22 protein-coding genes are annotated in these 24933 nt (G+C 72.8%); 17 read left to right on the forward strand and 5 right to left on the reverse strand.

Annotated elements, in window-relative coordinates; translation table 11 throughout:
- Positions 1 to 12: 12 nt before the first annotated feature.
- Positions 13 to 1266: a sugar ABC transporter substrate-binding protein gene (locus tag MHO01S_RS08725; protein WP_060959324.1), complete on the reverse strand. Its 1254-nt coding sequence runs from the start codon at positions 1264 to 1266 to the stop codon at positions 13 to 15.
- 233 nt (positions 1267 to 1499) lie between these two features.
- Between MHO01S_RS08725 and MHO01S_RS08730 the strand changes: the two genes are divergently transcribed.
- The 4 genes from MHO01S_RS08730 to MHO01S_RS08745 all read left to right on the forward strand — a co-directional run bounded on the left by MHO01S_RS08730 (position 1500) and on the right by MHO01S_RS08745 (position 5948).
- Positions 1500 to 2513 carry a LacI family DNA-binding transcriptional regulator gene (locus MHO01S_RS08730; RefSeq protein WP_060959325.1) on the forward strand — a complete coding sequence of 338 codons (1014 nt, stop codon included), beginning with the start codon at positions 1500 to 1502 and terminating at the stop codon, positions 2511 to 2513.
- A 69-nt stretch (positions 2514 to 2582) separates the two neighbouring features.
- A complete protein-coding gene (gene metG / locus MHO01S_RS08735) occupies positions 2583 to 4145 on the forward strand; it encodes a methionine--tRNA ligase (protein ID WP_060959326.1) in 1563 nt (520 codons plus the stop codon).
- A gap of 143 nt (positions 4146 to 4288) precedes the next feature.
- On the forward strand, positions 4289 to 5182 hold the full coding sequence (locus MHO01S_RS08740) for a TatD family hydrolase (protein ID WP_060959327.1): 894 nt from the start codon (positions 4289 to 4291) through the stop codon (positions 5180 to 5182).
- Between the two features lie 67 nt (positions 5183 to 5249).
- Positions 5250 to 5948 carry a hypothetical protein gene (locus MHO01S_RS08745; RefSeq protein WP_060959328.1) on the forward strand — a complete coding sequence of 233 codons (699 nt, stop codon included), beginning with the start codon at positions 5250 to 5252 and terminating at the stop codon, positions 5946 to 5948.
- 29 nt (positions 5949 to 5977) lie between these two features.
- Here the strand turns inward: MHO01S_RS08745 and MHO01S_RS08750 are convergent, their stop codons facing one another.
- The 3 genes from MHO01S_RS08750 to MHO01S_RS08760 all read right to left on the reverse strand — a co-directional run bounded on the left by MHO01S_RS08750 (position 5978) and on the right by MHO01S_RS08760 (position 9685).
- Positions 5978 to 7264: an MFS transporter gene (locus tag MHO01S_RS08750; protein WP_060959329.1), complete on the reverse strand. Its 1287-nt coding sequence runs from the start codon at positions 7262 to 7264 to the stop codon at positions 5978 to 5980.
- Positions 7265 to 7424: 160 nt separating this feature from the next.
- Positions 7425 to 8381 (reverse strand): LacI family DNA-binding transcriptional regulator, encoded by a 957-nt coding sequence (locus MHO01S_RS08755; RefSeq protein ID WP_061782166.1) that lies wholly within the window; start codon positions 8379 to 8381, stop codon positions 7425 to 7427.
- On the reverse strand, positions 8378 to 9685 hold the full coding sequence (locus MHO01S_RS08760; protein WP_255266076.1) for a glutamyl-tRNA reductase: 1308 nt from the start codon (positions 9683 to 9685) through the stop codon (positions 8378 to 8380). The genes MHO01S_RS08755 and MHO01S_RS08760 overlap by 4 nt, the downstream gene beginning before the upstream one ends.
- 151 nt (positions 9686 to 9836) lie before the next feature.
- Between MHO01S_RS08760 and hemE the strand changes: the two genes are divergently transcribed.
- The 11 genes from hemE to MHO01S_RS08815 all read left to right on the forward strand — a co-directional run bounded on the left by hemE (position 9837) and on the right by MHO01S_RS08815 (position 21274).
- Positions 9837 to 10913 carry a uroporphyrinogen decarboxylase gene (gene hemE, locus MHO01S_RS08765; RefSeq protein ID WP_231735066.1) on the forward strand — a complete coding sequence of 359 codons (1077 nt, stop codon included), beginning with the start codon at positions 9837 to 9839 and terminating at the stop codon, positions 10911 to 10913.
- A complete protein-coding gene (locus tag MHO01S_RS08770) occupies positions 10910 to 12520 on the forward strand; it encodes a protoporphyrinogen/coproporphyrinogen oxidase (RefSeq protein ID WP_061782167.1) in 1611 nt (536 codons plus the stop codon). The genes hemE and MHO01S_RS08770 overlap by 4 nt, the downstream gene beginning before the upstream one ends.
- Positions 12521 to 12529: 9 nt before the next feature.
- Positions 12530 to 13219: a hydrogen peroxide-dependent heme synthase gene (gene hemQ, locus MHO01S_RS08775; protein WP_061782168.1), complete on the forward strand. Its 690-nt coding sequence runs from the start codon at positions 12530 to 12532 to the stop codon at positions 13217 to 13219.
- Entirely contained in the window at positions 13219 to 14460 is a 1242-nt protein-coding gene (locus tag MHO01S_RS08780; protein WP_061782169.1) for a ferrochelatase, read from the forward strand. The genes hemQ and MHO01S_RS08780 overlap by 1 nt, the downstream gene beginning before the upstream one ends.
- Positions 14457 to 15563, forward strand: coding sequence for a hydroxymethylbilane synthase (gene hemC / locus MHO01S_RS08785; protein ID WP_061782170.1), 1107 nt, complete (start codon positions 14457 to 14459; stop codon positions 15561 to 15563). The genes MHO01S_RS08780 and hemC overlap by 4 nt, the downstream gene beginning before the upstream one ends.
- On the forward strand, positions 15560 to 16342 hold the full coding sequence (locus MHO01S_RS08790; RefSeq protein ID WP_061782171.1) for a uroporphyrinogen-III synthase: 783 nt from the start codon (positions 15560 to 15562) through the stop codon (positions 16340 to 16342). The genes hemC and MHO01S_RS08790 overlap by 4 nt, the downstream gene beginning before the upstream one ends.
- The gene (gene hemB / locus MHO01S_RS08795; protein WP_061782172.1) at positions 16339 to 17334 is read left to right on the forward strand and encodes a porphobilinogen synthase; all 996 of its coding nucleotides are present in this window, start codon (positions 16339 to 16341) and stop codon (positions 17332 to 17334) included. Before MHO01S_RS08790 ends, hemB begins: the two co-directional genes overlap by 4 nt.
- Positions 17331 to 18641: a glutamate-1-semialdehyde 2,1-aminomutase gene (gene hemL, locus MHO01S_RS08800; protein WP_061782173.1), complete on the forward strand. Its 1311-nt coding sequence runs from the start codon at positions 17331 to 17333 to the stop codon at positions 18639 to 18641. The genes hemB and hemL overlap by 4 nt, the downstream gene beginning before the upstream one ends.
- Before the next feature lie 151 nt (positions 18642 to 18792).
- Positions 18793 to 19371: a hypothetical protein gene (locus MHO01S_RS08805; RefSeq protein WP_060959841.1), complete on the forward strand. Its 579-nt coding sequence runs from the start codon at positions 18793 to 18795 to the stop codon at positions 19369 to 19371.
- Between the two features lie 55 nt (positions 19372 to 19426).
- Positions 19427 to 20272: a 16S rRNA (adenine(1518)-N(6)/adenine(1519)-N(6))-dimethyltransferase RsmA gene (gene rsmA / locus MHO01S_RS08810; protein WP_061782188.1), complete on the forward strand. Its 846-nt coding sequence runs from the start codon at positions 19427 to 19429 to the stop codon at positions 20270 to 20272.
- Positions 20273 to 20350: 78 nt separating this feature from the next.
- Positions 20351 to 21274 carry a phosphodiesterase gene (locus MHO01S_RS08815; RefSeq protein ID WP_060959851.1) on the forward strand — a complete coding sequence of 308 codons (924 nt, stop codon included), beginning with the start codon at positions 20351 to 20353 and terminating at the stop codon, positions 21272 to 21274.
- Here MHO01S_RS08815 and MHO01S_RS08820 read toward each other — a convergent pair.
- Entirely contained in the window at positions 21210 to 22808 is a 1599-nt protein-coding gene (locus tag MHO01S_RS08820) for a stealth family protein (RefSeq protein ID WP_061782174.1), read from the reverse strand. The genes MHO01S_RS08815 and MHO01S_RS08820 overlap by 65 nt on opposite strands.
- 108 nt (positions 22809 to 22916) lie before the next feature.
- On the opposite strand from MHO01S_RS08820, the gene MHO01S_RS08825 reads away from it, so the two are divergent.
- Positions 22917 to 23981, forward strand: coding sequence for an aldo/keto reductase (locus MHO01S_RS08825; protein WP_060959839.1), 1065 nt, complete (start codon positions 22917 to 22919; stop codon positions 23979 to 23981).
- Positions 23978 to 24919, forward strand: coding sequence for a 4-(cytidine 5'-diphospho)-2-C-methyl-D-erythritol kinase (locus MHO01S_RS08830; RefSeq protein ID WP_060959838.1), 942 nt, complete (start codon positions 23978 to 23980; stop codon positions 24917 to 24919). The genes MHO01S_RS08825 and MHO01S_RS08830 overlap by 4 nt, the downstream gene beginning before the upstream one ends.
- The last annotated feature ends 14 nt before the right edge of the window (positions 24920 to 24933 follow it).

Consider the following 24933-nt stretch of genomic DNA (forward strand, 5'->3'; position numbering starts at 1 on the left):
CTCCTCGCGGGATCAGCCGAGCTTGCTCGTGATCGAGTCGGCCATCGTGGTCCACTCCGCGGCCGGGTCGGAGACACCCTTGATGAGGGCGGCCTCCGTCTTGCCCCAGTCGTCCCAGACCGAGCCCATCTGCGGGATCGAGGGCATCGGCACGGCGTTCGCGCCGACCTTCGCGAAGCCCTCGACGATCGGGTCGGACTGCGCCGCCTCGAAGGCGGCGGTCAGTGCCGGCGGACGTCCGCCGGCCTGGAAGAGCGCCGTCTGGACGTCGGCGGTGGCGATGTAGTTGACCAGGAACTCGTTGGCGATGAGGGCGTTGCTGCTCTTGGCGCTGAGGAAGAACGTCTGCACGCCGGCGAACGGCTGGGCGTCGCCGCCGCCCGCGGGCGGGATGGCGTCGACGGCGACGTCGATGCCGGCCTTCTGGGCATCCGCGACGTTCCACGGGCCGGTCAGGAAGTACGGCGACTTGCCGGCGTTGAAGGCCTCCTTGGCGAGGTCGCCTGAGAGGTTCAGGTTCAGCACCTTGGTGCCGGTGTCGCCCTGCGCGGCGAGCCAGGCGGCGAACTTCTGTCCGCCCTCGTCGCCGATGGTGAGCTTGCCGGCGTCGTAGGAGCCGTCGGCGTTGCGGGCGAACACCGAGGTGCCGAACGACGTCTGGAACGGGTAGAGGTGGTACGGGTCGGATGCCTGCGGGTCGAGTCCGACGACGAACGGGTACTCCGTGCCGGCGGCGCGGCCCTTGGCGATCATCTCGTCGTAGGTGGCCGGGGTCGAGTCGGCCAGCGCGGTGTTGCGCAGCACCGCGATGTTCTCGATCGCGTAGGGCAGTCCGTAGGTCTTGCCTTCGTAGGTGACGGCTTCGACGGCGACCTTCTCGAAGTCGGCGGCCTTGTCGCCGAGCTCGACCGGGGCGACGATGCCGTCCTTGACGAACGCGCCGATCCAGTCGTGGCCGCCGATGGTGATGTCCGGGCCCTTCCCGGTCGGAACCTGCGCGGTGAACTCGTCGCGGATCTTGCCGTAGTCCTTGACGACGAGGTTGACCTTCACGCCCTTGTCCTGCTCGAACTTCCTCGCGACGTCCTCCAGGGCGCGTGCGCGGTCGGCGTCGACCCAGACGGTCAGCTGGCCGCTGGTCGCGGCCCCCGCGTCTGCGCTGCCGGTGGGCTGTGCACTCGAGCCGCCGGAGCAGCCGGCCAGTGCCAGGATGCCGGACGCGACGAGCAGTCCGAGGGCGACGGCGCCCTTCTTCTTCACCTTCATCGGTGTGCCTCTCTCTGGGATCACAGGGGGAGAGGGGCCGTAGCTCGGCTGCTCCGCCGCCCTGGGGTGATGTCGCACCGGGTGCGAACGCCCTCAATTGTGCGGTCGGAAATCGAAAGATAACGGCTTCGTTATCGAACTGTGACCGGTTACAGTCTTCCGACTGTGATCGGTTACAGTGAGGGGTGCTCTTCGAGCCGGAATCGTTGTAGACACCGGTAGAGTCGGCTCTCGTGACACCGAGTGACGTGCCGAGGAAGCCGACCATCCGCGACGTGGCCGCGGCGGCCGGCGTCTCGTACGGAACGGTGTCGCGTGTGCTCAACGGCGGACACTGGGTGTCGCCCGAGGCCCGGGCCGCCGTCGACGCCGCGATCGTCTCCACGGGCTACACCACCAACCAGGCGGCGCGGAGCCTTGCGACCGGGAAGACCGGCTCCCTCGCCTTCCTGCTGACCGAGTCGCAGCACGTCCTCCTGTCCGACCCGAACATGGCGCTGCTGCTGCGCGGCGCGACCGACGCGGTCTCCGAGCGGGGGATGACGCTCGTGCTGCTCATCGCCGACACCGAGCGCGAGCAGGCCAACGCCGAACGCTACGTCCGCGCCGGTCACGTCGACGGCGTGCTGCTCGTCTCCTCGCACGACTCCGACGACCTGCTCGGCTCGCTCGTGAACGCCGGCGTGCCGACGGTGTGCTCCGGCATCCCGCTGTGGGAGGGTCTCGCCGTGCCGCACGTCGCGATCGACGAGGTGGGCTCGGCGCGGACGATGACGCGGCACCTCATGGATGCCGGACACCGCCGCATCGCCCTGATCACCGGGCCGCTGGACACCCCCAGCGGACGCTTCCGCCTCGACGGCTTCCGCGAGGAGCTCGGTGAGCGCTTCGACGAGGACCTCGTCGAGGTCGTGGCGTTCACGCGCGACGCCGGCGCCGCGGCGATGTCCCGCCTCCTGGAGCGGGCCCCCGACGTGGATGCCGTGTTCGCCGCCAGCGACCTGCTCGCCGTCGGCGCGGCGCAGACGCTCGCCGCGCAGGGGCGCCGCATCCCGCAGGACATCGCGCTCGCCGGCTTCGACGACTCGGGTCTCGCCGAGGCGCACACGCCGCCTCTGACCACGATCCGCCAGCCCTGGGCGCAGATCAGCGCGACCATGGTCGAGATGGTCATGGACGCCATCGCCGGCCGCCAGCGCGACGCCGTCGTCCTTCCCACGACGCTGATCGTCCGCGAGAGCGCCTGACGGCGCGAGAGGGCTCCGCGGCGTCGTCACACGGGGGAGGCGACGGTCGCCCCGAACTAGAATCGACGGGTGACATCTGGTCAGTCCTTCTACATCACGACGCCGATCTACTACCCGAGCGATCTGCCGCACATCGGCCACGGGTACACGACGGTCGCCGTCGACACCCTCGCGCGCTGGCATCGCCAGGCGGGAGACGACACCTGGATGCTCACCGGCACCGATGAGCACGGGCAGAAGATGCTCCGCGCGGCGGCCGCGAACGGCGTGACGCCGCAGGAGTGGGTCGACAAGCTCGTCACCGAGTCGTGGTTCCCGCTGCTGAAGACGCTCGACGTCGCCAACGACGACTTCATCCGCACGACGCAGCCGCGCCACGAGGAGCGCGTGCAGCAGTTCGTGAAGGCGCTCTACGACCGCGGCTACATCTACGCGGGCGAGTACGAGGCGCTGTACTGCGTCGGCTGCGAGGAGTTCAAGCCCGAGGCGGAGATCGTCGACGGCACCGGGGCGTTCGAGGGCCTCAAGGTCTGCGCGATCCACTCCAAGCCGTTGGAGTTGCTGCAGGAGAAGAACTACTTCTTCAAGCTGAGCGAGTTCCAGGACCGCCTGCTGGAGCTCTACAAGACCGAGCCCGACTTCGTGCGGCCCGAGTCGGCGCGCAACGAGGTGGTCTCGTTCGTGCGGTCCGGGCTGAAGGACCTGTCGATCTCCCGCTCGGCGTTCGACTGGGGCATCACCGTGCCGTGGGACCCGTCACACGTCATCTACGTGTGGGTCGACGCGCTGCTCAACTACGCGACCGCGGTCGGGTACGGCACCGATCCCGACCAGTTCGCGCGGCGCTGGCCGGCCTACCACGTGGTCGGCAAGGACATCCTCCGCTTCCACGCCGTCATCTGGCCCGCCATGCTGATGGCGGCCGGGCTCGACGTGCCCCGCGGCGTGTTCGCCCACGGGTGGCTGCTCGTCGGCGGCGAGAAGATGTCGAAGTCCAAGCTGACCGGCATCGCCCCGACCGAGATCACCGACGTGTTCGGATCGGACGCGTACCGGTTCTACTTCCTCTCGGCGATCGCGTTCGGCCAGGACGGCTCGTTCTCGTGGGAGGACCTGTCGGCGCGCTACCAGGCCGAGCTCGCGAACGGTTTCGGCAATCTCGCCTCGCGCACGACCGCGATGATCGAGAAGTACTTCGAGGGCATCGTGCCGCCGCCGGACGCGTACACGGAGGGCGACCTCGGCATCCAGAAGATCGTGGCGGATGCCGCGTCGGCCGCCGATGCGGCGATGGAGCGGTTCCGTCCCGACGAGGCCATCGCCGCGATCTGGACGATCGTGGATGCGCTGAACGGCTACATCACCGAGAACGCGCCGTGGGCGCTGGCGAAGGACGACGCCCAGCGCGCGCGCCTCGCAACGGTGCTGTACACGGCGGCGGAGGGTCTGCGCGCCCTCGCGGTGCTGCTCAGCCCGGTGATGCCGGTGGCGACGCAGAAGCTGTGGGTGGCGCTCGGGCATGCGGGGCGTCTGCAGGACCAGCCGCTGCGTGAGGCCGGGAATTGGGGCGTGCTCGTCCCCGGTACGAGCGTGAACGGGCTCGAGCCGCTGTTCCCGCGCATCGAGCAGTAGGAATTCCCGCCCGTCTCGCCCGTCTGTGTCCCACTTGCGGCGCGGCATGTCCCCAAAGATGCTCCCTGGGGGTGCGCTATTCGACAGAGAGTGGGACACGGAGGGGCGGCGGGGACAGTGCGCCGGAGCGAAGCAGAGAGGGGATGCCGGTGAGCGAGGCCGTTGATCCGTCGACGTACGTCCGCGTGCGTGAGAAGAGCGCGCGCGACGTCTCGTACCCGCCGGCGCCGGAGCCCCTGCCCGTGCCGGTGTACGACAACCACACGCACCTGGAGATCGAGGACGGCGAGGGGCTGCCGCTCGACGAGCAGCTGCGTCGCGCGGTCGAGGTCAACGTGATCGGGGCCGTGCAGGCCGGCGGCGACATCGAATCGAGCCGGTGGTCGGCGTGGGCCGCGGCATCCCACCCCCGCGTGCTCGCGGCGGTGGCGATCCATCCCAACGAGGCACCCGCGTATGCCGAGCGAAGCATGCTCGCCGAGGCGATCGCCGTGATCGACGAGCTCGCCGCGCAGCCGCGCGTGCGCGCGATCGGCGAGACCGGGCTGGACTTCTTCCGCACCGACGAGGCGGGACGTCCCGCGCAGTTCGAGAGCTTCGAGGCGCACATCGCGCTGGCGAAGAAGCACGCCATCGCGATGCAGATCCACGACCGCGACGCGCACGAGGCCGTGCTGGAGACGCTGGAGCGGGTCGGTGCCCCCGAGCGGACGGTGTTCCACTGCTTCTCCGGCGACGCCGACATGGCGCGCATCGCCGCCGACCGCGGCTACTGGCTGAGCTTCGCGGGCAACATCACCTTCAAGAACGCGCAGAACCTGCGCGACGCGCTGGCGGTGACGCCGCGTGAGCGGATCCTCGTCGAGACCGACGCGCCGTTCCTCACGCCCACGCCGCTGCGCGGTCGACCGAACGCGCCGTACCTGATCCCGGTGACGGTGCGCTTCATGGCCGAGGAGCTCGGGATGCCGCTCGCCGAGCTGTGCGCGCAGTTGGCGGCCAACACGCTCGAGGTCTACGGCGCGTTCGAGGACTGAGCGGCGCCGATCGGCCCACTCGCCCCACTCGCTCCCGGCATCGCCCGCCGTCCGTCACACTGGGGATATGGAGTTCGGCGGGGTTCTCCCGGAAGACGCGCCCGATCCGAGTGTCGCCTCCGACGCGCGGCTGCGCGCCGTCGCGTTCCCGGTCTTCCAGTTGCGCCCGCAACCGGGCATCACACGTCTGCCGATCACGGGCTTCACGGAGAGTTCGGGGTGGGCAGGTCACGAAGAGCTGACGGTGGAGTTCTCCTACACACTGTGGCGGTACCCCGAGGACCGGTCCGATCCGAGGAATGAGATCGAACTCGACGAGCAGACACGGCGTTCCATCGAGGAGGAACCGCCGTGGGGGCGACCAGCCTGGCTCGTCGAACAGGCCCAGTTCCTCCGATACCCGATGCTGTGGAGCGCCGTCCGCACGGCGTGGCAGGCATCGCCCGACCCGGAGAGGCATGCGCTCGCCCCGCTGCTCGTCGACCACACCAATGACGTGCTGCGCAACGTCTACCGCGAGGAGCTGGGGCTGCCGGCGATTCCCACAGGTTTCCCGGATGACGGCGGCTGGCGCGCGACGCCGACGGCGGTGGCCCCGGCCTCGGTCACCGTCGACGGCCGCGACCGCTCCGGCCTGCACATCGACACCGACCCGTTCGTCTACGCGTTCGGGTTCCGTGCAGACGACAGTGTCGTCTGCACGATCGTGCTGCCGCGGGACAGTCTGCCGTTTCTCGACCTGGGGATCACGACCCTCCCACGATGAGACGCGCACGCGCGGACGTTCGTGCCTCGTCACCGGGGCTCGTCGGCACCGCTGTCCGTCTCTGCCAGCACTGGCTTCGCCGCGGCGATCGATGAGATCGAGCGCCAGACGAGGAGGAGCGTCAACGCCGATCCGCCGAACGCGAACCACCAGGGCGCTGTGAGGCCCCAGGTCTGAGCGATCACGCCGCCGAGGGCCTGACCGATCACGAGCCCGGCGAAGACGCCGACCATGTTCACCGACGCGATGCGGCCCTGCAGCGCCAACGGCACGAGGCGCTGGCGGACGGTGGTCGAGATCGTGGCCCACACGAACGCGTACACGCCGAAGCCGAACATGATCACGAACGCGATCGCCGGCACCGTCGTCAGCGCGAAGGCGAGATGCATGACCACTTCGAGCGTCAGACACACCCGCATGAGCGTCGCGAACGAGACCCGCCTCTCCAGCGCGCCGAAGATCCCGATCCCGACGAGCCCACCCAGCGCGGATGCCGTCGTCAGCGCTCCGTAGCCGACCGGCCCCATGCCGAGGTGGTCGGTGGCGTACAGGACGAGGATGCCCCAGGGGGCGGCCCAGGTGATGTTGAAGACCAGGATGATCATCACGAGCGTCCGCACCGGCGGGTTCGCGCGCAGCCAGCGAAGGCCCTCGCGGATCGGCTGGGCGGGCCGCTCGGCATCCGCCTTTTCGCGCTCGGGGATCGGCGTACGGGCGATCCGTGCGATGAGCACGATGGCCAGTGTCACGCAGACGATCTGGGTGACGAACGGCCAGAACGATCCCATCGCGAACAGGAAGGCGCCGAGCGGCGGACCGGCGAGCTGGTTCGCGACCAGGTAGCCGGCCTGAAGCCGGGCGTTGCCGAGACCGAGATCCGCGGGGCGGACGAGCATCGGCAGCAGCGTGCTGCCGGCCGTATCGGCGAACACCTCCGCCGTGCCGTACAGGAACGCGGCCACCAGCACGATCCACACGGTCACGGCGCCGGTCACGAGGAAGGCGACCAGGCCCGCGACGACGAGCGCGCGCAGGGCGTTCGCGACGATCACCAGGCGGCGGCGGTCGTGATGGTCGGCGACGGAGCCCGCGAACAGTCCGAACAGCAACCAGGGCAGATACTGCATCATCGCGCCGGCGGCGACGAGGATCGGCGAGCTCGTCAGCGAGGCGATGAGGAGCGGGGATGCCGACAGTGCGATGCCGTCGCCGAGGTTGCTCGTCCATGACGAGGCCAGCAGCCAGCGGAAGTCGCGGCCGAGGCGGCGCGGCGCGACGATCTCGCCGACGGAGCGGCGGGTTCCGAGCGTGGGCATCCTGACATCGTAGGTGCGGCCGCCGACGTGCCGAACTCCTCCAGAATCATGACCGCCGCGCGGCGGACGCCGCGAAACCGGGGCCCCGCGGCCGCGGGCCGGCGTCGTTGGAGGAGTTCGGGACGAGTCGGCGGGCGGCAGGCCGCGCCGGCCGTCGGGCTCAGCGGGTGGTGGAGCCGCGGACGAGCTCGTAGGGCAGCTCGATCGAGCGCGGCGCCTCGCCGGCGTCGAGCGCGGCGAACATGACCTCGGGGGCCTTCTCGGGGTGCAGGCACAGGTGGGTGACGCCCAGTCGGGTGTTCATCTCGCAGTCGATCGTGCACAGGACGAGCAGTTGCACGTCGCGCGGCATGACCGTGTCGATCTCCTCCAGGTGCAGGTAGATCTCCGGCCCCTCCTCGCAGTACGCGAAGACGGCGTCGACGTCGGCATCCAGGAGCTCGTGCAGCGCGGGCACGAGGCGTCGTCGCCCGGCGTCCACCCGGGCCACCAACGGTGTGCGCCTGTTGAGGGCGCTCCAGGCCAGGTAGGCGCTCTCGCCGAGCTGGTCGCGCGGGACCTCGCTCTCGTCCACGAGGAACCCGATGCGCTGCGCTCCGGCGTCGGCCAGATGCGCGAGGCCCGCGCGCACGGCCGCGGCGTAGCCGGTGCGGATCGTCAGCACCCCGCCGGGGACGGTGAGGTCGTTCGCGGCGACGGGGATGCCGGCGGCCACGGCGTCGCGCAGGATCGTGCGATCATCGGCGGGGTCGGGGAAATAGAGCGCGTCGATCTGCGCGCCCGACAGGAGGTCGGGGCGGCTGTCGGGCAGCACCGTCACGGTGAAGCCCCGCGTCGCCCCCGCCTCGACGAGCGCGTCGAGCTGGCGTGCGCGCTGCAGCGCCCGGCGCCCGTCCTGCAGCGAGTTGGCGGCCATGACGAAGCCGATCGACATCGTGCGGCCGCTGCGCAGCGCGCTCGCGTGCTTGTTGGGCGCGTAGCCCAGTTCGGCCGCGACGGCCTTGATGCGCTCCCGCGTCTCCGCGCTGAGGTTGCCGCGGCCGTTGAGCGCCTGGCTGATTGCCGCCGTCGACACCCCCGCCCGCGCGGCGACGTCGCGGAGCGTGACGCGTGTCATCCGCGTCCGCCGTCGCCGTCGCCGTGGTCGCGCGCGTCGCCGGCATCCGTGCGGGTGCGGGGATCGCCGGCGGCGGGGAAGACGGTGTCCACCGCGTGGGTCCAGGCCGTTCCGGAGCCCGCGGCGGCCAGCGTGTGCCCCTGGGAGATCAGCCCGTGCAGCAGCGCGCCGGAGAAGTGCCGCAGAGCGGCCTCGGTCTCCGCGCTCCCGCCGCGGGTGCGCGCCCGCTCGAGCTCGCGGTCGAGCACCGCTTGAACGTGGGTGCGCATGTGGACCACCGCCGGTGCCACCTCGTGCACGCGCCGCGCCATCGCGTGACGCTGCGCCGCGGTCTGCACGATCAGGCGGGCCTCGCCGATGGTGGCGAACTCGTCGATCGGTGCGTGCACGCGGATGGTGTCGAGGTCGAGCAGCTCGATCTCCGGAAGCGATCGGAGCCCCGGATCGACGTTGCGCGGCATCCCGAGATCGATGATCAGCTGCGGCGTGGCCAGTCCGGCGCGCGCGGCGCCGTGGTTCTCCACGTCGAGGGCGTAGGTGTCGGTCGTGGTCGTGCAGGTGACGATGACGTCGGCGCGGGCGGCCTCGGCGGCGAAGTCCTCGGCCGACACCGCCGTCAGGTGCTCCCGTTTCGCGAAGCGGTCGCGTCCGGAGCGCGAGTGCACGCGGATGTCGACGGCGCCGACGTCGCGCAGGGCCGCGAGGGATGCCGCGGCGTAGCGCCCCGTGCCGATCAGGAGCACGCGGGCCTGTTCCCAGGAGCCGAGGCGGGAGCCGGCGAGCTCGACGGCCAGCCGCACGAGCGATCGGCCCGACTCGCCGAGCCTGGTCGAGTTCTTGACGGCGCGCGAGGTCTCCGTCGCGCGCTGGAAGAGATGCTCGAGGGGCGCGGTCGTCACCCCCTCCCGCCGGGCGGCATCGAGGGCGCGGCGCACCTGTCCGGCGATCTCGTCCTCGCCGACGGCGACCGAGTCCAGGCCCGACGCCACCGAGAAGAGATGCTGCGCGACGTGGTTGCCGTGCGCGAAGTCGACCGTCTCGCGCACGTCGCGGAAGGGAAGCGCCGACAGCTCGGCGAGGCGTTCCATCGCGGCATCCATCGCCGGCAGCGGCGAGGCCTCGTCGGGCCCGTCGGCCAGGTCGAAGTAGGCCTCGAACCGGTTGCAGGTGGCCAGCACGACCGCTCCGCGGATGCTCTCGTGCGCCGCCGTCAGGTCGGTCGCGACGGTGTCTCCGACGACCGACAGCCGCTCCAACGCCTCGAGGGGAGTGGTGCGCTGATGGGCGGAGAGGCAGACGAGCACGCGGGTCCAGTCGGATTCGGATCGGAAGGGAACGTGATTAGTATAACGATTAACGCCCACTCGAGTCCGTCCCGTCGGGAGCATCATCATCACCTCCTCCACCGCCGCCGCCGCTCACCCCCTGACCGCGCACGGCACCTCCGCCTCACGTCTGGTCCGTGCCCTCCGCGGCGAGCGTCCCGAGACGACGCCGGTCTGGTTCATGCGCCAGGCCGGGCGCTCCCTGCCCGAGTACCGGGCGCTGCGTGCCACCGGCACGATGCTCGACGCGTGCCTCACCCCCGAGCTCGCCAGCGAGATCACGATGCAGCCGGTGCGGCGGCACGGCGTGGATGCCGCGGTCTTCTTCAGCGACATCATCGTGCCGCTGCACCTCGTCGGCGTGGAGGTCGAGATCGCGGCCGGTCGCGGTCCCGTCTTCCGCCACCCGGTGCGGACGGCGGCCGAGATCTCCGACCTCGTGCGGATCGACCCCGCTCTCGTGGAGGAGCGCGGCGACGTCGTCGTGGAGGCGGTGCAGCGCACCGTGGCGATGCTCGCGGAGGAGGGTGACCGCCGCGGCGAGGCGCTTCCTCTCATCGGTTTCGCCGGCGCGCCGTTCACGCTCGCGGCCTACCTCGTCGAGGGCGGTCCGTCCAAGGACCACCTCGCCGCCCGCAGCCTCATCCACTCCGAGCCCGCGGCCTGGGCCGACCTCACCGCCTGGCTCGCCGAGGTCACGGGCCGCTTCCTCGCCCTCCAGGTGCGTGCCGGGGCGAGTGCGGCGCAGCTGTTCGACTCGTGGGCCGGCGCGCTCGCCCCGGCCGACTACCGGCGTGCCGTGCTCCCGGCATCCGCGGCCGCGCTGGAGCCCGCCCGCGCCCTGCGCGGGGAGGGCATCGACGTGCCCCTGATCCACTTCGGCGTCGGCACGGGTGAGATTCTCGCCGACATGGCCTCGATCGGCGTGGATGCGCTCGGCGTCGACTACCGCGTCGACCTCGACGACGCGGTGGCCCGGATCGGCCGCGACGTGACGGTGCAGGGAAACCTCGACCCGGCGCTGCTGTTCGCTCCGGAGGACGTGCGCCGCCGCGCCGCGCAGGCCGCCCTCGATGCCGGTCTCGCCGCGCGGGCGCACGTGTTCAACCTCGGCCACGGCGTGCCGATGAACACCGATCCCGCCGTGCTCACCGACCTCGTGCGCACCGTGCACGACTGGCGCGCCCCCGCGGAGTCCGTGCGGTGAGTGCCGTCTCCCCGGCGCCGCCCGCGACGGATGCCGACGTCATCGTCGTCGGCGCCGGCATGGGCGGGCTCGTCGTCGCCCATGACCTCGCCCGCGCCGGGTACGACGTGATCGTCGTCGACGCGGCGTCCGAGGTCGGCGGGCTGCTGCGGTGGGGAACGCTCGCCGGCGTGGACATCGACCTCGGCGCGGAGTCGTTCGCCACGCGCACCGACGCCGTCGCCACCCTCGTGGCCGATGCCGGGCTCGACCTCGAGCTGGTCGCGCCGCGCCCGCAGGGCGCGTGGCTCGCGGTGGCCACCGAGCACGGCGTCACCCGCGCCCGCCTGCCGCGACGGACCGTCCTCGGCATCCCCGCCGACCCCGAGGCCGACGACGTCGTCGCGATCATCGGTGTCGACGGCGCCGCGCGGGCCCGGGCCGAGCGGCGCCTGCCGGTCGAGGCGGATGCGGAGCCGTCGCTGTACGACCTCGTCGCCGATCGTCTCGGCGCTCGCGTGGCCGACCGTCTCGTCGACACGCTGTGCCGCAGCGTCTACTCGCGGCCCGCCGCCGACGCGCGGCTGTCCGCGCTGCACCCCGGCCTCTGGCGCGAGTTCGTCGCGCGGGGCTCGCTCCTCGAGGCCGCGGATGCCGTGGCGACCGGTCAACGCGCCGGCGCCGCCGTCGGCGGTGTCCGCGGGGGCATGTGGCGGCTTCCGGCGGAGCTCGCGGATGCCGCGGCGGCGCACGGCGCGAAGATCCGCACCGGCGTCGCGGTGCGTGCCGTGCGGTCGGATGCCGAGACGGTCACGGTCGACACGGCCGGCGGATCGCTGTCGGCGCGTCACCTCGTGATCGCGACGGGCCCCGCGGAGGCGGCGCGTCTGCTGGCGGGTGCGGGCGTTTCGACTCGCTCCGCTCGCTCAACGACCGGGAGCGCCCCCCGGTCGTCGAGCGAGGAGCGTGTCCGCGCCTCCCGGTCGTTGAGCGAGGAGCGTGTCCGCGCCTCCCGGTCGTTGAGCGAGGAGCGTGCCCGCGCCCCCCGGTCGTCGAGCGCGGAGCGTGTCCGCGCCCCCCGGTCGTTGAGCGAGGAGCGCAGCGACGAGTCGAAACGCGCCCCCGCGCCGACGGCGGCGGGTGTCCGCCTCGTCGCCGCCGCCATCGCGCACCCCGGACTCGCCGCCGAGCCGGTCGGATCGGGCGTCATCGTCGACCCGACGCTGCCGACGGCGGCCAAGGCGCTCACCCACATCTCCGCCAAATGGGACTGGGCGCGCGCGGCGGTCCCCGACGGCATCCACCTCGTGCGGCTGTCCGCCCGCGACGCCGCCGCCGGCACCCTCGCCTCGGCCGACGACGTCGCGCGCGAGGTCTCGATCCTCACCGGCGTCGAGGTGGCCGCCGCCGACGTTGTCGACCTGGTCGTCCAGGAGTGGCCGGATGCCGTCGCCGCGGCCGCCGCTCCCGACGGGCTTCCGGCGCACGTCCATGCGGCCGGGGCCGTCGCGGCAGGGACGGGCCTGGCCTCCGTCATTCCGCACGCCCGCGCGCTCGCCGCCCGCATCGACGGTGCGCTGGCCGCATCCCCATCGCCGACCTCTCTTCCCACCCACCCGGTTTCCTAGGAGCACCGCATGACCGCACAGACCCCGCTCGGATACACTCTCTTCGCCGTCCTCGCCGGGCCCCGCCCGCGCGTCGCCGCGACGGACGCGGCGGCGATCGCCGAGCTCTCCGAGGCCGTCGCCGCGGTGACGGCCGGCGGCGTCACCGTCCGCGGCCTGTACGACGTCACCGGCATGCGCGCCGAGGCCGACCTCATGATCTGGCTGCACACCACGCCCGGCGAGGTCGACGACCCGGCCATCCTGCAGAAGGCGCTGCGCACCCTCCGGCGCACCGCGGCGCTGGAAGCGCACACGGCGGTCTGGACGGCGATGGGCGTGCACCGGGAGGCGGAGTTCAACAAGCGGCACGTGCCCGGCTACCTCCGCGGCGAGAGCGCCCGCGGCTGGCTGTGCCTGTACCCGTTCGTGCGCAGCTACGAGTGGTACCTGCTGCCCGACGAGGAGCGCGCCGGCATGCTCGCCGAGCACGGCCGCAAGGGTGCCCGCTTCACCGACGTCGTCGCGAACACCGTCTCCACGTTCGGCCTGAGCGACTACGAGTGGCTGCTGCCGCTGGAGAGCGACGACCCGATCCACCTCGTCGACATGATGCGCGACCTGCGCGCCACCGACGCGCGCCGCCACGTGCGCGAAGAGGTGCCGTTCTACACGGGCCGACGGCTCGAGCTGGACGAGCTCGCGGAGGTGCTGAGCTGATGGCCGAGAACATCGCCCCCCGCGCCGCGGGCGCGGCGCCGTTCCGCCCCAAGCCGGCGCGCGCGAGCGCCGCTCCCGTCTGCGGCGACGGATGCCGGGTGCCGGCCGCGACGGCGGCGACGTGCGCCGGCGAGCCGCACGTCAGCGTCCCGACGGCGTATGACGGCGTGCTGCTGCTGGGTTTCGGCGGCCCCGAGGGTCAGGACGACGTGATCCCGTTCCTGCGCAACGTCACGGCGGGCCGCGGCATCCCCGACGAGCGCCTGGAGGAGGTCGCGCATCATTACCGCCACTTCGGCGGCGTCTCGCCGATCAACGAGCACAACCGCGAGCTGAAGGCGGCCCTGGACGCCGAGCTCGCCGCGCGCGGACTCGACCTGCCGGTCTACTGGGGCAACCGCAACTGGATGCCGTACGTCGCCGACGCGCTGCAGGATGCTCACGATGCCGGTCATCGGCGCCTGCTCGCGATCGCGACGAGCGCGTACAGCTCGTACTCGTCGTGCCGGCAGTACCGCGAAGACCTGGCGGATGCCGTGGAGGCGACCGGCCTGTCCGGCGAGGTCGAGATCGACAAGGTGCGCCAGTTCTTCGACCACCCGGGCTTCGTCACGCCGTTCGCCGAGGGCGTCGCCGAGGGACTCGCCGCCCTCCACGCGCAGGGCTTCGCCGACGATCAGATCGAGATCCTCTTCTCCACCCACTCGATCCCGAACAGCGACGCCGACCGCTCCGGTCCGCCCGAGCGCGGGTTCGGCGCCGGCGGGGCCTACGTCGCGCAGCACACGGCGGTCGCCGAGGCGATCATGGCGCGCCTCGCCTCGTCGTGCGCCTGGCAGCTCGTCTTCCAGAGCCGGTCGGGCCCGCCGCAGGTGCCGTGGCTCGAGCCCGACATCAACGACGCGATGGCCGAGCTCCCGGCCCGCGGGCGCCGGGCCGTGCTGATCGTGCCGCTCGGCTTCGTCAGCGACCACATGGAGGTGCTCTGGGACCTCGACACCGAGGCGATGGAGACCGCCGAGGAGCTCGGCCTGATCGCCCTGCGCACGCCCACCCCGGGCACGCATCCGGCGTACGTGTCGGGTCTCGTCGATCTGATGGTCGAGCGCCTGGACGGTACCCCGGCCGTGGGCCGCCCCCACGAGACCGACCTCGGCCCCTGGTACGACGTGTGCCGTCCCGGATGCTGCGAGAACAAGCGCCTGGGCTTCCAGCCCGCGCTCGCCGGGATCGCGCCGTGACCGTGACCGACGCGTCCGGCGCCGCGCCGCTGCGCCTCGGCACCCGTGCGAGCCTGCTCGCCACCACGCAGTCGGGCCACGTCGCCGCGGCGCTCCGGGCGGCGACCGGCCGCGAGGTGGAGCTCGTGCCGATCACGACGGCGGGCGACGTGCTCACGGGGCCCCTCGCACAGCTCGGCGGCACCGGTGTCTTCGTCGCGGCGCTTCGCGAAGCCCTCCTCCGCGGGGAGTGCGACCTCGTGGTGCACTCGATGAAGGATCTGCCGACCGCCGAGGTCGACGGCCTCGCGATCGCCGCCGTGCCGCCGCGCGCACCCGTGGGCGATGTGCTGTGCGCCCGCGACGGTCTCACGCTCGACACCCTGCCGCACGGTGCGGTCGTCGGCAGCGGCTCGCCCCGCCGGGTCGCACAGCTGCTCCGGCGCCGGCCCGATCTGCAGGTCCGCGGCATCCGCGGCAACGTCGACACACGGCTGCGGAAGGTCGACGAGGGGGAGTACGACGCGATCGTGCTCGCCGAGGCCGGCCTCACCCGCATCGGCCGCACCGACCGGATCACCGACCGCTTCGCCGCGGACGGCTGGCCGACATCGGCCGGGCAGGGTGCGCTGGCGGTCGAGGTGCGATCGGACTCCGCGGTCGCCGCGCAGATCGCCGCGATCAGCGATGCGGATGCCGAGGTCACCGCGCTCTGGGAGCGCGCCGTGCTGCGGCTGCTGGAGGCCGGCTGCGCCGCGCCGGTCGGCATCTCGGCCCGGCTCGCGGAGGCCGCGGGCCCGGACGTTTCGATGCGCCCCGCTCGCTCAACGACCGGTGGTCTCGTCCCGGTCGTTGAGCGAGGGCCGCAGGCTGTGCCCCCGGTCGTTGAGCGAGGGCCGCAGGCCCGAGTCGAAACGCCCGTCACGCTGGTCGCCGAGGTCTACGCCCTCGACGGCGCCCGCGCCGTCCGCGTCGCGCACACCGCCACCCGCGAGGAGCTGGCAGACGCCGCCGGGCGCGATCTCGCCGCGGCATCCGTCGTCGCGGCGCTCATGGATGCCGGCGCCGGCGATCTCGCCGACCTCGGCCCGCGCGCCACCGGCGCGGAGGGAGCCGGACGGTGACCGCCCTGGAGGGGGCGCGGGTGCTCGTGCCGCGCGGCGGCGCCTGGGGTGAGCGGGTCGCGCAGGAGCTCGCGGCGCGCGGCGCCCGGCCCGTGATCGCACCCGTGATCCGCACCGCGCCGCCCCGCGACGCCGCCGCGCGCGACGCGACGTTCACCGCGCTCGCCGACGGGCGCTACGCGTGGCTCTTCGTCACCAGCGCCGCGAGCGTCGAGCAGCTCGCCGGCTTCCTCTCCGCGCGGCGGCGGACCCTGCCGGACACCCTCGAGATCGCCGCCGTCGGTCCGTCGACGGCCCGCGCGGTGGGTGCCCTCGGTGCGCGCGTCGCGTTCGTCCCCGGAGGACGCTCGTCGGCGCAGACGATGATCGTGCAGTGGACCGCGGCGCACGACGCGGCATCCACCGGGCGCTGCCTCGTCGTCCGCTCGGACCTCGCCGCCGCGGTCGTCAGCGACGAGCTCGAGCTGCGCGGCTTCGCGGTGGACGTGTGCATCGGCTACCGCACCGTCGGCGTCGACCTCGACCCGGCGGTCGCGGGGGAGCTGCACGACGGGCGGTTCGACATCGTCCTGCTCACCTCGCTGAGCGTCGGCCGCGAGCTGCGCCGCCAGGTCGGCACCCTCCCGGCATCCACCCTCGTCGCCTCGATCGGCCCGGGCACGACGCGCGACGCCGAGCGTCTCGGCTTCACCGTCGGCCACACCGCCCGCACGCAGAGCATCGACGCCCTCATCGCCGAGCTCGACTCCTCATCCCGACGTCTGGAGGTCACCCCATGACCACGTTCCCCGTCCGCCGCCTGCGGCGCCTCCGGCAGACGCCGGCGCTGCGCCGGCTCGTGTCCGAGACCGACCTGAGCGCGCGTCGTCTCGTGCTGCCGGTGTTCGTCAAGGAGGGCATCGCCCAGGCGCAGCCCATCGCCAGCATGCCCGGCGTCCAGCAGTACCCGATCGAGCAGCTCGCCGCGCTCGTCGACGACGCCGCGGAGGCCGGCATCGGCGGCATCATGCTCTTCGGCGTTCCCGCGGTGCGCGACGCCGTCGGCAGCGGCGCGACCGACCCCGACGGCATCCTCAACCGGGCGATCGCCGTCGCGGCGCGCGCGGCGGCCGGGCGCCTCACGGTGCAGGCCGACCTCTGCCTCGACGAGTTCACCGACCACGGCCACTGCGGCGTGCTCGCCGCCGACGGGAGCGTCGACAACGACGCGACCCTCGAGGTGTACGCGCGGATGGCCGTCGCCCAGGCGGAGGCCGGCGCCGACGTCCTGGGTCTGTCCGGCATGATGGACGGCCAGGTCGCCGCGTGCCGTGCCGCCCTGGATGCGGGGGGACGCAGCGACGTCGTGATCCTCGCCTACTCCGCCAAGTACGCCTCCGCCTTCTACGGCCCCTTCCGCGACGCCGTCGAGTCGACGCTCACCGGCGACCGCCGCACCTACCAGCTCGACCCGGCCAACGGCCGCGAGGGCGTGCAGGAGGCGCTCGCCGACATCGACGAGGGCGCCGACATCGTCATGGTCAAGCCCGCCGGGCCCTACCTCGACGTGCTGGCCGAGGTCGCCGCCGTCTCGTCGGTGCCGGTCTGGGCCTACCAGGTGTCGGGCGAGTACGCGATGATCGAGCACGCCGCCGCAGCCGGGGTCATCGACCGCGAGCGTGCGATCGGGGAGACCCTCCTCGGCATCCGCCGCGCCGGCGCCGAGGCGATTCTGACGTACTGGGCGATCGAGGTCGCCGGCTGGATCCGAGAGGGACGCGCACTCGCATGACCGACACCAACGACGCCCTGTTCACCCGGGCCCGCGCGGTCATCCCGGGCGGTGTGGACTCGCCCGTGCGCGCCTACGGGTCCGTCGGCGGCACGCCGCGCTTCCTCGTCGAGGCCGCGGGTCCGTACGTGACGGATGCCGAGGGCCGCCGCTACGTCGACCTCGTCGCCAGCTGGGGTCCGGCGCTGCTCGGCCACGCCCACCCCGAGGTCGTCTCCGCCGTGCAGGAGGCCGCGGCACGCGGCCTGTCCTTCGGGGCGCCGACGCCCGCCGAGGCGGAACTGGTCGAGCTCATCGTCGCGCGGGTGCCCGCCGTGCAGAAGGCGCGGCTGGTCTCCACCGGCACCGAGGCGACCATGACGGCGATCCGTCTGGCGCGCGGCGCCACCGGCCGCGACCTGCTCGTGAAGTTCGCCGGTCACTACCACGGGCACTCCGATGGCCTGCTCGCGGCAGCAGGGTCGGGGCTCGCGACCTTCGCGCTGCCCGGGTCGGCCGGCGTGCCCGAGGCGGTCGCGGCGCAGACGCTCGTCGTGCCGTACAACGACCGGGTCGCGCTCCAGGAGGCCTTCGCCGCCCACCCCGGTCGCATCGCCGCGGTCATCACCGAGGCCGCGGCCGCGAACATGGGTGTCGTGGCCCCGGCATCCGGGTTCTCGGCCTTCCTCGCCGACCTCTGCCGGCGTGAGGGCGCCCTGCTGATCAGCGACGAAGTGCTCACGGGTTTCCGTGCTGCACCGGGCGGCTACGCGCAGGTGCTCGCGGAGGTGGGGGAGACGGTCGTCCCCGACCTCGTCACGTTCGGCAAGGTGATCGGCGGGGGTCTGCCGGTCGCGGCCGTCGGCGGTCGCGCCGACGTCATGGATCTGCTGGCCCCGCTCGGTCCCGTGTACCAGGCGGGGACGCTGAGCGGGAACCCGGTCGCCGTGGCCGCGGGACTGGCGACCCTCCGTCTCGCCGATGACGCGGCCTACCTCCGGCTGGGACAGGCCGCCGACGCGGTCGCCGACGCGACCACGCGCGCGCTGGCCGAGGCCGGTGTGCCCCACGTGCTGCAGCGGGCGGGAACCCTCTTCAGCGTGTTCCTCGGTGCGGACGTCGTCGGCGGGGTGCCCGACTACGGGGCGGCGCAGCGACAGGACACCGCCGCCTACGGCCGGTTCTTCCACGCGATGCTGGATGCCGGGATCTCGCTGCCGCCGTCCGCCTTCGAGGCCTGGTTCCTCACCGCCGCCCACGACGACGCGGCCGTCGCGCAGATCGTCGACGCCCTGCCCGCGGCCGCCCGCGCCGCGGCCGCCGCGTAGGTTCCCGAGGAGAGGACGGGATGCCGCGGGCCGAGCCGCGGCATCCCGTCCTCGATTTGCGACATCTCCTCGGCAACGGCAGCGGCCCCGGCACCGGCCCGGCCCGGCCGCGGCGGACGCCGTGTCGGAGGCTCCCTCTAGCGTGTCGACCATGGACACCGACGAGCTGTTTCTGCGTTCCGACGCCGCCCTGCGCGACGTGATCGACCGGATCGACCCGGCCTATCTCACCCGTCCGGCACCGTCCGAATGGACCTCCACGGCGGATCCCACCTTCCGCGACATCCTTCAGGCGCACACCTACGACGAGGCCTGGGTCCCCGACGTCCTGCGCGGGCGCGCATCGGCCGACGGCGACGACCTGCGGGGAGTCGACCTGCTCGGCGACGATCCGATCGGCGCGTACGACGCCCGCAACGACGCCGCGACGGCGGCGGTGCGCGCCGGCGGCTACGCCGACACCTTCCGGTTCAGCTACGGCGACTACCCGGCCGCCGAGGGTCTCGCCCACCTCGCCACCTACCGGGCGTTCCAGGCGTGGCTCATCGCGAAGCACCTCGGCATCCCGTTCCACTTCACCCCCGAGCTGATCGCCGGTCTCGAGGAGCACGTCGTCTCGTTCGCCGAGGAGTGGCGCGCGTGGGGTGTGTTCCCGCCGGCGATCGATCCGCCCGAGGGGGCCGACGACGAGACGCGCCTGCTGTGCGCCGTCGGCTACTGGATCGCCTAGGCCGCGGATCCCGCCGGACCGGGCGGCCGCACGCATCACGGATAGGCTGGTGCGCATGCCCGTGACCCTGCTCGGAGCCGCCGAGATCCGCGCGCTCGCCGCCGACCTCGACGTCACTCCGACCAAGAAGCTGGGGCAGAACTTCGTGGTCGACGCCAACACGGTGCGAAAGATCGTCCACGTCGCGGAGGTGACCGCCGCCGACCGCGTCGTCGAGGTCGGGCCGGGTCTCGGCTCGCTCACCCTCGCCATCCTCAAGACGGGCGCGCCCGTCACCGCCGTCGAGATCGACCACCGCCTCGCGGAGCGGTTGCCGGCCACCGCCGCGGCCCACGGCGTCGCCGACGGTGCGCTGACGGTCGTGGATGCCGACGCCCTCCGTGTCACGGCGCTGCCGGGCGATCCGAACGTGCTCGTCGCGAACCTGCCCTACAACGTCAGCGTGCCGGTGCTCCTGCACTTCATGGAGACCTTTCCCGGTCTCGAGCGCGGCGTCGTGATGGTGCAGGCCGAGGTGGGGGAGCGTCTCGCGGCGCCTCCCGGATCGAAGGTCTACGGCGCCCCGAGCGTCAAGGCGGCCTGGTACGGCGCGTGGCGGCTGGCGGGCACGGTGTCGCGGCAGGTCTTCTGGCCGGTGCCCAACGTCGACAGCGTGCTGGTCGGATTCCGCCGTGATCCGCAACCCCGAGGCGACGAGACCCTCCGCCGCGCCACCTTCCGGGTCGTGGATGCCGCCTTCCAGCAGCGCCGCAAGATGCTGCGCCAGGCGCTCGCCCCGCTCCTCGGCGGCTCTTCGGCGGCGGCGACCGCGGTGCTGGAGGCGGCCGGAGTGGACCCCACGGCCCGGGGCGAGCAGCTGACGATCGACCACTTCGTGGCGGTCGCCCGCGCCTCCCGCTGACCGCGCGCCGGCGGCGACCTCGACACGACGCGCAACGTTCACCGCGCGGTCACGAAACATGTCTGTAACATGACGCGCATGCGAATGGCCGAGCATCCTGCTCCCGAGCGGATCGTGCTTCATCTCAGCGACACCCACCTCCGGGCCGGGGGCTCGCGCATCTGGGACGCCGTCTCCGGCGAGGAGCACCTCGCCCGCGCGCTCGACGGCATCGAGTCCTCGGGCGTGCGCCCCGACGCCATCGTCGTCACCGGCGACCTCGTCGACCTCGGCGAGCGTGCCGCGTACGCGACGCTGCGGGCGATGGTGGAGCCCGTCGCCGCGCGCCTGGAGGCGCCGGTGGTGTGGGTCATGGGAAACCACGACGATCGCGCCGCGTTCCGCGCCGAGCTGTGGGACGATCCGGCCGCCGATCTGCGCCCCGTCGACCGGGTGGACGAGTTCGACGGCCTGCGCATCGTCACCCTCGACACCTCGGTTCCGGGCCACCACTACGGCGAGCTCTCCGACGCCCAGCTCGCGTGGCTGTCCGCCGTGCTGGAGACGCCCGCGCCGCTCGGCACGATCCTGGCGATGCACCACCCGCCCGTTCCCAGCGTGCTCGCGTTGGCGGCGAGCGTCGAGCTGCGCGGTCAGGCGCGTCTGGCCGCCGTCGTCCGCGGTACCGACATTCGTGCCATCATCGCGGGGCACCTGCACTACTCGACGTTCGCGACGTTCGCGGGCATCCCCGTGTCGGTCGCGTCATCCACCTGCTACGCGCAGGATCTCACCGTCCCCGTCGGCGGCACCCGCCCGCAGGACGGGGCCCAGTCGTACAACCTGGTGCACGTCTACGACGACACGGTCGTCCACTCCGTGGTCCCCGTCGACGTCCCCCGCGTGATGGAGTACACCGACCCGGAGGCCGCCCGCCGGCGGCTCGCCGAGGCGGGCATCACGGGCGTCGGCGTGCAGAGGCCGAGCGCCCCGCCGACGCGGCCGTTGTCCGTGCTGCGCTGACCGGCACCTCCCACGGCGCCCGCACCGGGAACATGCGCTCGAGCGTGTCGCGCAGCAGGCGCACGCGCATCTCCTCCGGCACCTCGGTCTCACCGCCGTCGTTGAGGCAGAACATGTCCGCGTCGCGGCGCTCCTCCAGCCGGCGCATCTTGCGCAGCGCGGAGACCATGGTGGTCTGCACGTAGGTCACCCGCGGTGCGGTCGTCGCCACGGCCCGCCCGGTCATGAGGGCGTAGTAGTGGTAGAGGCTGTTGGTGACCGACACGTCGCTCGCCGAGCGGAACCGGGATGCCGCGGTGCGCGCGATGTCCTCGGCGAACTCCCGTTCGAGCTCGGCGGCGATGCTGCGCCTCATCGGCGCGGCGCAGTGCTCGAGGTCGCGCACGATCGAGCGGCCGAAGCGTTCGAGCAGGAGGGCGCGGTTCACGCGCAGGGCGTTGTCGTGCCCGGACCGCTCGCTGCGCGCCGCCCCGGCCCCGATGCGCACGTCGCACTCGACGAACGTCGTGAGCCCGCCCGCGGTGAAGAACATCTCCGGCGCGACGGGACGGCCGAAGAACATGTCGTCGTTCGAGTACAGGAAGTGCTCGGCGAGGCCGTCGATGCGATGCAGCTGCGCCTCGACGGCGTGCGAGTTGTGGGTGGGCAGAACCGAGGGGTCGGCGAAGAACTCCTCGCTGCGCACGATCGTGACGCGCGGGTGCTCGGCCAGCCAGGCGGGCTTGGGCGAGTCGGTGGCGATGAAGATCCGTCGCACCCAGGGGGCGTACATGTGCACGCTGCGCAGTGCGTAGCGCAGCTCGTCGACGTGGCGGTAGCGCGCCGGCCCGTCGTCGCCCTCGCCGACCACGTACTCCTCGAGCTGCGCGGCGCGCTGGCGCTGGAACTCGCTGGCCGAGCCGTCGACCCACGAGAAGACCATGTCGATGTCGGCGGTGACCTGATGCGGGCGCGCGTCGAACATGCCCACGACCGTCCTCCAGGAGCGGCCGTGGCGCCACACCGTCGTGGGGGTGAGATCGGATGCCGGGAACACCCGCCGCGTGAGGGCGTTGGCGCGCGGCGCGTGCACGAGCCCGTCCGCTCGGCGCCACGCCTCGAGGCGCACCGACTCCGCCGTCCCGTAGCGCAGCGAGCCGTTGGCGCTGATGCGCGGGCGGTACAGACGCATCCCCCAGACGTCGTCCGGGTCGGGGAGGGGCAGATCCACCGCGAGGCGCGCGACGGCGCCGGCGGGCTTGGCATAGAGCGGTTCGTCCGCGCCGGCCGCGGCCAGGGCGCGGACGGCGGCCGGGCCTTCGGCGGCATCCACGACGATCACCGCGCCGCCGTGGTCGTCCTGCGCGAGCATCGGGTCGAGGCCGGCGGCCGCGAGGGCGTCGGCGACGAGGCCGATGTCGGCCGTCCGGGCCATTTCGGGGGTGAGGTCGTCGTGCACGAGGTGGAGGACACCGTCGACCCATCGGAGGTCGTCGCGGGCGAGCAGACCTGACCAGGGGTGCGGATGCGGTGAGAGTGCCTCCAGTGGTGTCACGCAGACCTTCTTTCGTCGCCGGGGAGCCTTCAGCGTACGCGCATGTCGTTTCCTCCGCGTTTCGGCCACCGGCCGCCGCCGGCGCCCTGCGCTCGATAGCCTGGACGGGTGACCGACACCCCCGAGCGTTTCGCCGCGTCGCGCGGCGGCGACCTGCACCGTCCCTACACCGCGGCCCCCGACCGCTACACCTCCGCCGGCTACCGACAGGTGGGCGCCAGCGGCCTCTACCTCCCCGCGATCTCGCTGGGGCTGTGGTGGAACTTCGGCGACAACGTGCCGTTCGACAATCAGCGCGCGCTGCTGCGCCACGCCTTCGACCGCGGCATCACCCACTTCGACCTCGCCAACAACTACGGCCCGCCGTACGGCAGCGCGGAGACGAACTTCGGCCGCATGATGCGCGAGGACTTCCGGCCCTACCGCGACGAGCTCATCATCTCGTCCAAGGCCGGCTACGACATGTGGGACGGACCCTACGGGCAGTGGGGCTCGCGCAAGTATCTGCTGGCCAGCGCGGAGCAGTCCCTCACGCGGATGTCGCTCGACTACGTCGACATCTTCTACTCGCATCGCTTCGACCCGGTGACGCCCATCGAGGAGACGGTCGCCGCGCTCGACACCCTCGTGCGACAGGGCAAGGCGCTCTACGTCGGCATCTCGTCGTACGAGCCCGAGCAGACCGCGCGGGCCGCCGCCGTCGCGCGTGCGCTCGGCACGCCCCTGATCATCCACCAGCCCGCCTACTCGATCCTCAACCGTTGGATCGAAGACGGTCTGACCGGCGTGCTGCAGCAGGAGGGCATGGGCGCCATCGCGTTCGTCCCGCTCGCGCAGGGGCTGCTGACCGACCGCTACCTCGGCGACGGCACCGCGACCCGCTCCCAGGACCGTTCGTCGCTGCCCGGGCGTCGCCTGACCGATTCCGCCCTGGAGGGCCTGCGCGCTCTCGACGTGATCGCCCGCGAGCGCGGGCAGAGCCTCGCGCAGCTGGCTCTGCAGTGGGTGCTGCGCGACGGTGTCGTGGCCTCGGCGCTCATCGGGGCCTCGCGGACCGCGCAGCTCGACGAGAACCTCGCCGCGCTGGACGGGCCCGCCTTCGACGCCGAGGAGCTCGCGCGCATCGACGTGATCGCTGCCGGCATCGGAGAGATCTGGGTGGACGCTTCGTGACCATCGCCGGGCTGGCCGGTCGCCGGGTGCACGCGCGCGCGCCCGGCAAGATCAACATCGCCTTCGACGTCGGCGACGTCCAGCCCGACGGCTACCACGACGTCGCCTCCGTGTACCAGGCCGTGTCGGTGTACGAGGACGTGTGGGCGCGGGTGGCCGACGACTTCACGATCGCCGTCACGGGCGACCTCGATGTGTCCGGCGTCCCCCTCGACGCCACGAACCTCGCCGTCCGGGCGGCGCGGCGCGCCGCCGAGCGGCTGGGCTGGCAGGGCGGCATCCACCTCGACGTCCACAAGGGCGTGCCCGTCGCCGGCGGCATGGGGGGCGGGTCGGCGGATGCCGCGGCCGCCCTCGTCGCCGTCAACGAGTTGCTGGGCGGCGGGCTGACGACGCTCGAGCTGCAGGAGCTCGGTGCGCCCCTCGGCGCGGACGTGCCGTTCGCGGTCCTCGGCGGCACGGCGATCGGAACCGGCCGCGGCGACGAGCTGGCGCCGGCGCTCGCCCGCGGGCGCTTCGACTGGGTGCTCGTGACCAGTGCGGACGGGCTGTCGACGCCGGCGGTCTACGGCGAGCTCGACCGCCTGCGCGACCTGCCCGACATCGCCCCTGATCACGGCGTGCCGTCGGCCGATCCCGTGGTGCTGCAGGCGCTGCGGGCGGGCGACCCCGCGGCGCTCGCCGTCGCCGTCCGCAACGACCTCCAGGATGCCGCGCTGTCACTGCGGCCCGCACTCGCCGACACCCTGCGCGCCGGACGACGGGCGGGCGCCCTGGCCGGTATCGTCTCGGGGTCGGGGCCCACGGTCGCCTTCCTCGCGGCCGACGAGCGCGCCGCCGTCGAGCTCGCCGCCGACCTCGCGGCCACCGCGCCGGCCCGTTCGCGTGTGCTGCACGCGCACGGTCCCGTGCCCGGCGCCCGCGTCGTCACGGCCTGAGCGCCGCCATCTCG

The organism is Microbacterium hominis NBRC 15708, assembly GCF_001592125.1.
In the GTDB taxonomy this organism is placed as follows: domain Bacteria; phylum Actinomycetota; class Actinomycetes; order Actinomycetales; family Microbacteriaceae; genus Microbacterium; species Microbacterium hominis.

What these genes read in the sequence shown, in the direction of transcription:
- MHO01S_RS08755 (WP_061782166.1), bottom strand. Translation starts at nt 8,381, where the DNA reads ATGACACGCGTCACGCTCCGCGACGTCGCCGCGCGGGCGGGGGTGTCG.
- MHO01S_RS08805 (WP_060959841.1), top strand. Translation starts at nt 18,793, where the DNA reads ATGGACACCGACGAGCTGTTTCTGCGTTCCGACGCCGCCCTGCGCGAC.
- hemQ (WP_061782168.1), top strand. Translation starts at nt 12,530, where the DNA reads ATGACCGCACAGACCCCGCTCGGATACACTCTCTTCGCCGTCCTCGCC.
- MHO01S_RS08815 (WP_060959851.1), top strand. Translation starts at nt 20,351, where the DNA reads ATGCGAATGGCCGAGCATCCTGCTCCCGAGCGGATCGTGCTTCATCTC.
- MHO01S_RS08740 (WP_060959327.1), top strand. Translation starts at nt 4,289, where the DNA reads ATGCCGGTGAGCGAGGCCGTTGATCCGTCGACGTACGTCCGCGTGCGT.
- rsmA (WP_061782188.1), top strand. Translation starts at nt 19,427, where the DNA reads ATGCCCGTGACCCTGCTCGGAGCCGCCGAGATCCGCGCGCTCGCCGCC.
- hemB (WP_061782172.1), top strand. Translation starts at nt 16,339, where the DNA reads ATGACCACGTTCCCCGTCCGCCGCCTGCGGCGCCTCCGGCAGACGCCG.
- MHO01S_RS08780 (WP_061782169.1), top strand. Translation starts at nt 13,219, where the DNA reads ATGGCCGAGAACATCGCCCCCCGCGCCGCGGGCGCGGCGCCGTTCCGC.
- MHO01S_RS08750 (WP_060959329.1), bottom strand. Translation starts at nt 7,264, where the DNA reads ATGCCCACGCTCGGAACCCGCCGCTCCGTCGGCGAGATCGTCGCGCCG.
- hemL (WP_061782173.1), top strand. Translation starts at nt 17,331, where the DNA reads ATGACCGACACCAACGACGCCCTGTTCACCCGGGCCCGCGCGGTCATC.
- MHO01S_RS08725 (WP_060959324.1), bottom strand. Translation starts at nt 1,266, where the DNA reads ATGAAGGTGAAGAAGAAGGGCGCCGTCGCCCTCGGACTGCTCGTCGCG.
- MHO01S_RS08745 (WP_060959328.1), top strand. Translation starts at nt 5,250, where the DNA reads ATGGAGTTCGGCGGGGTTCTCCCGGAAGACGCGCCCGATCCGAGTGTC.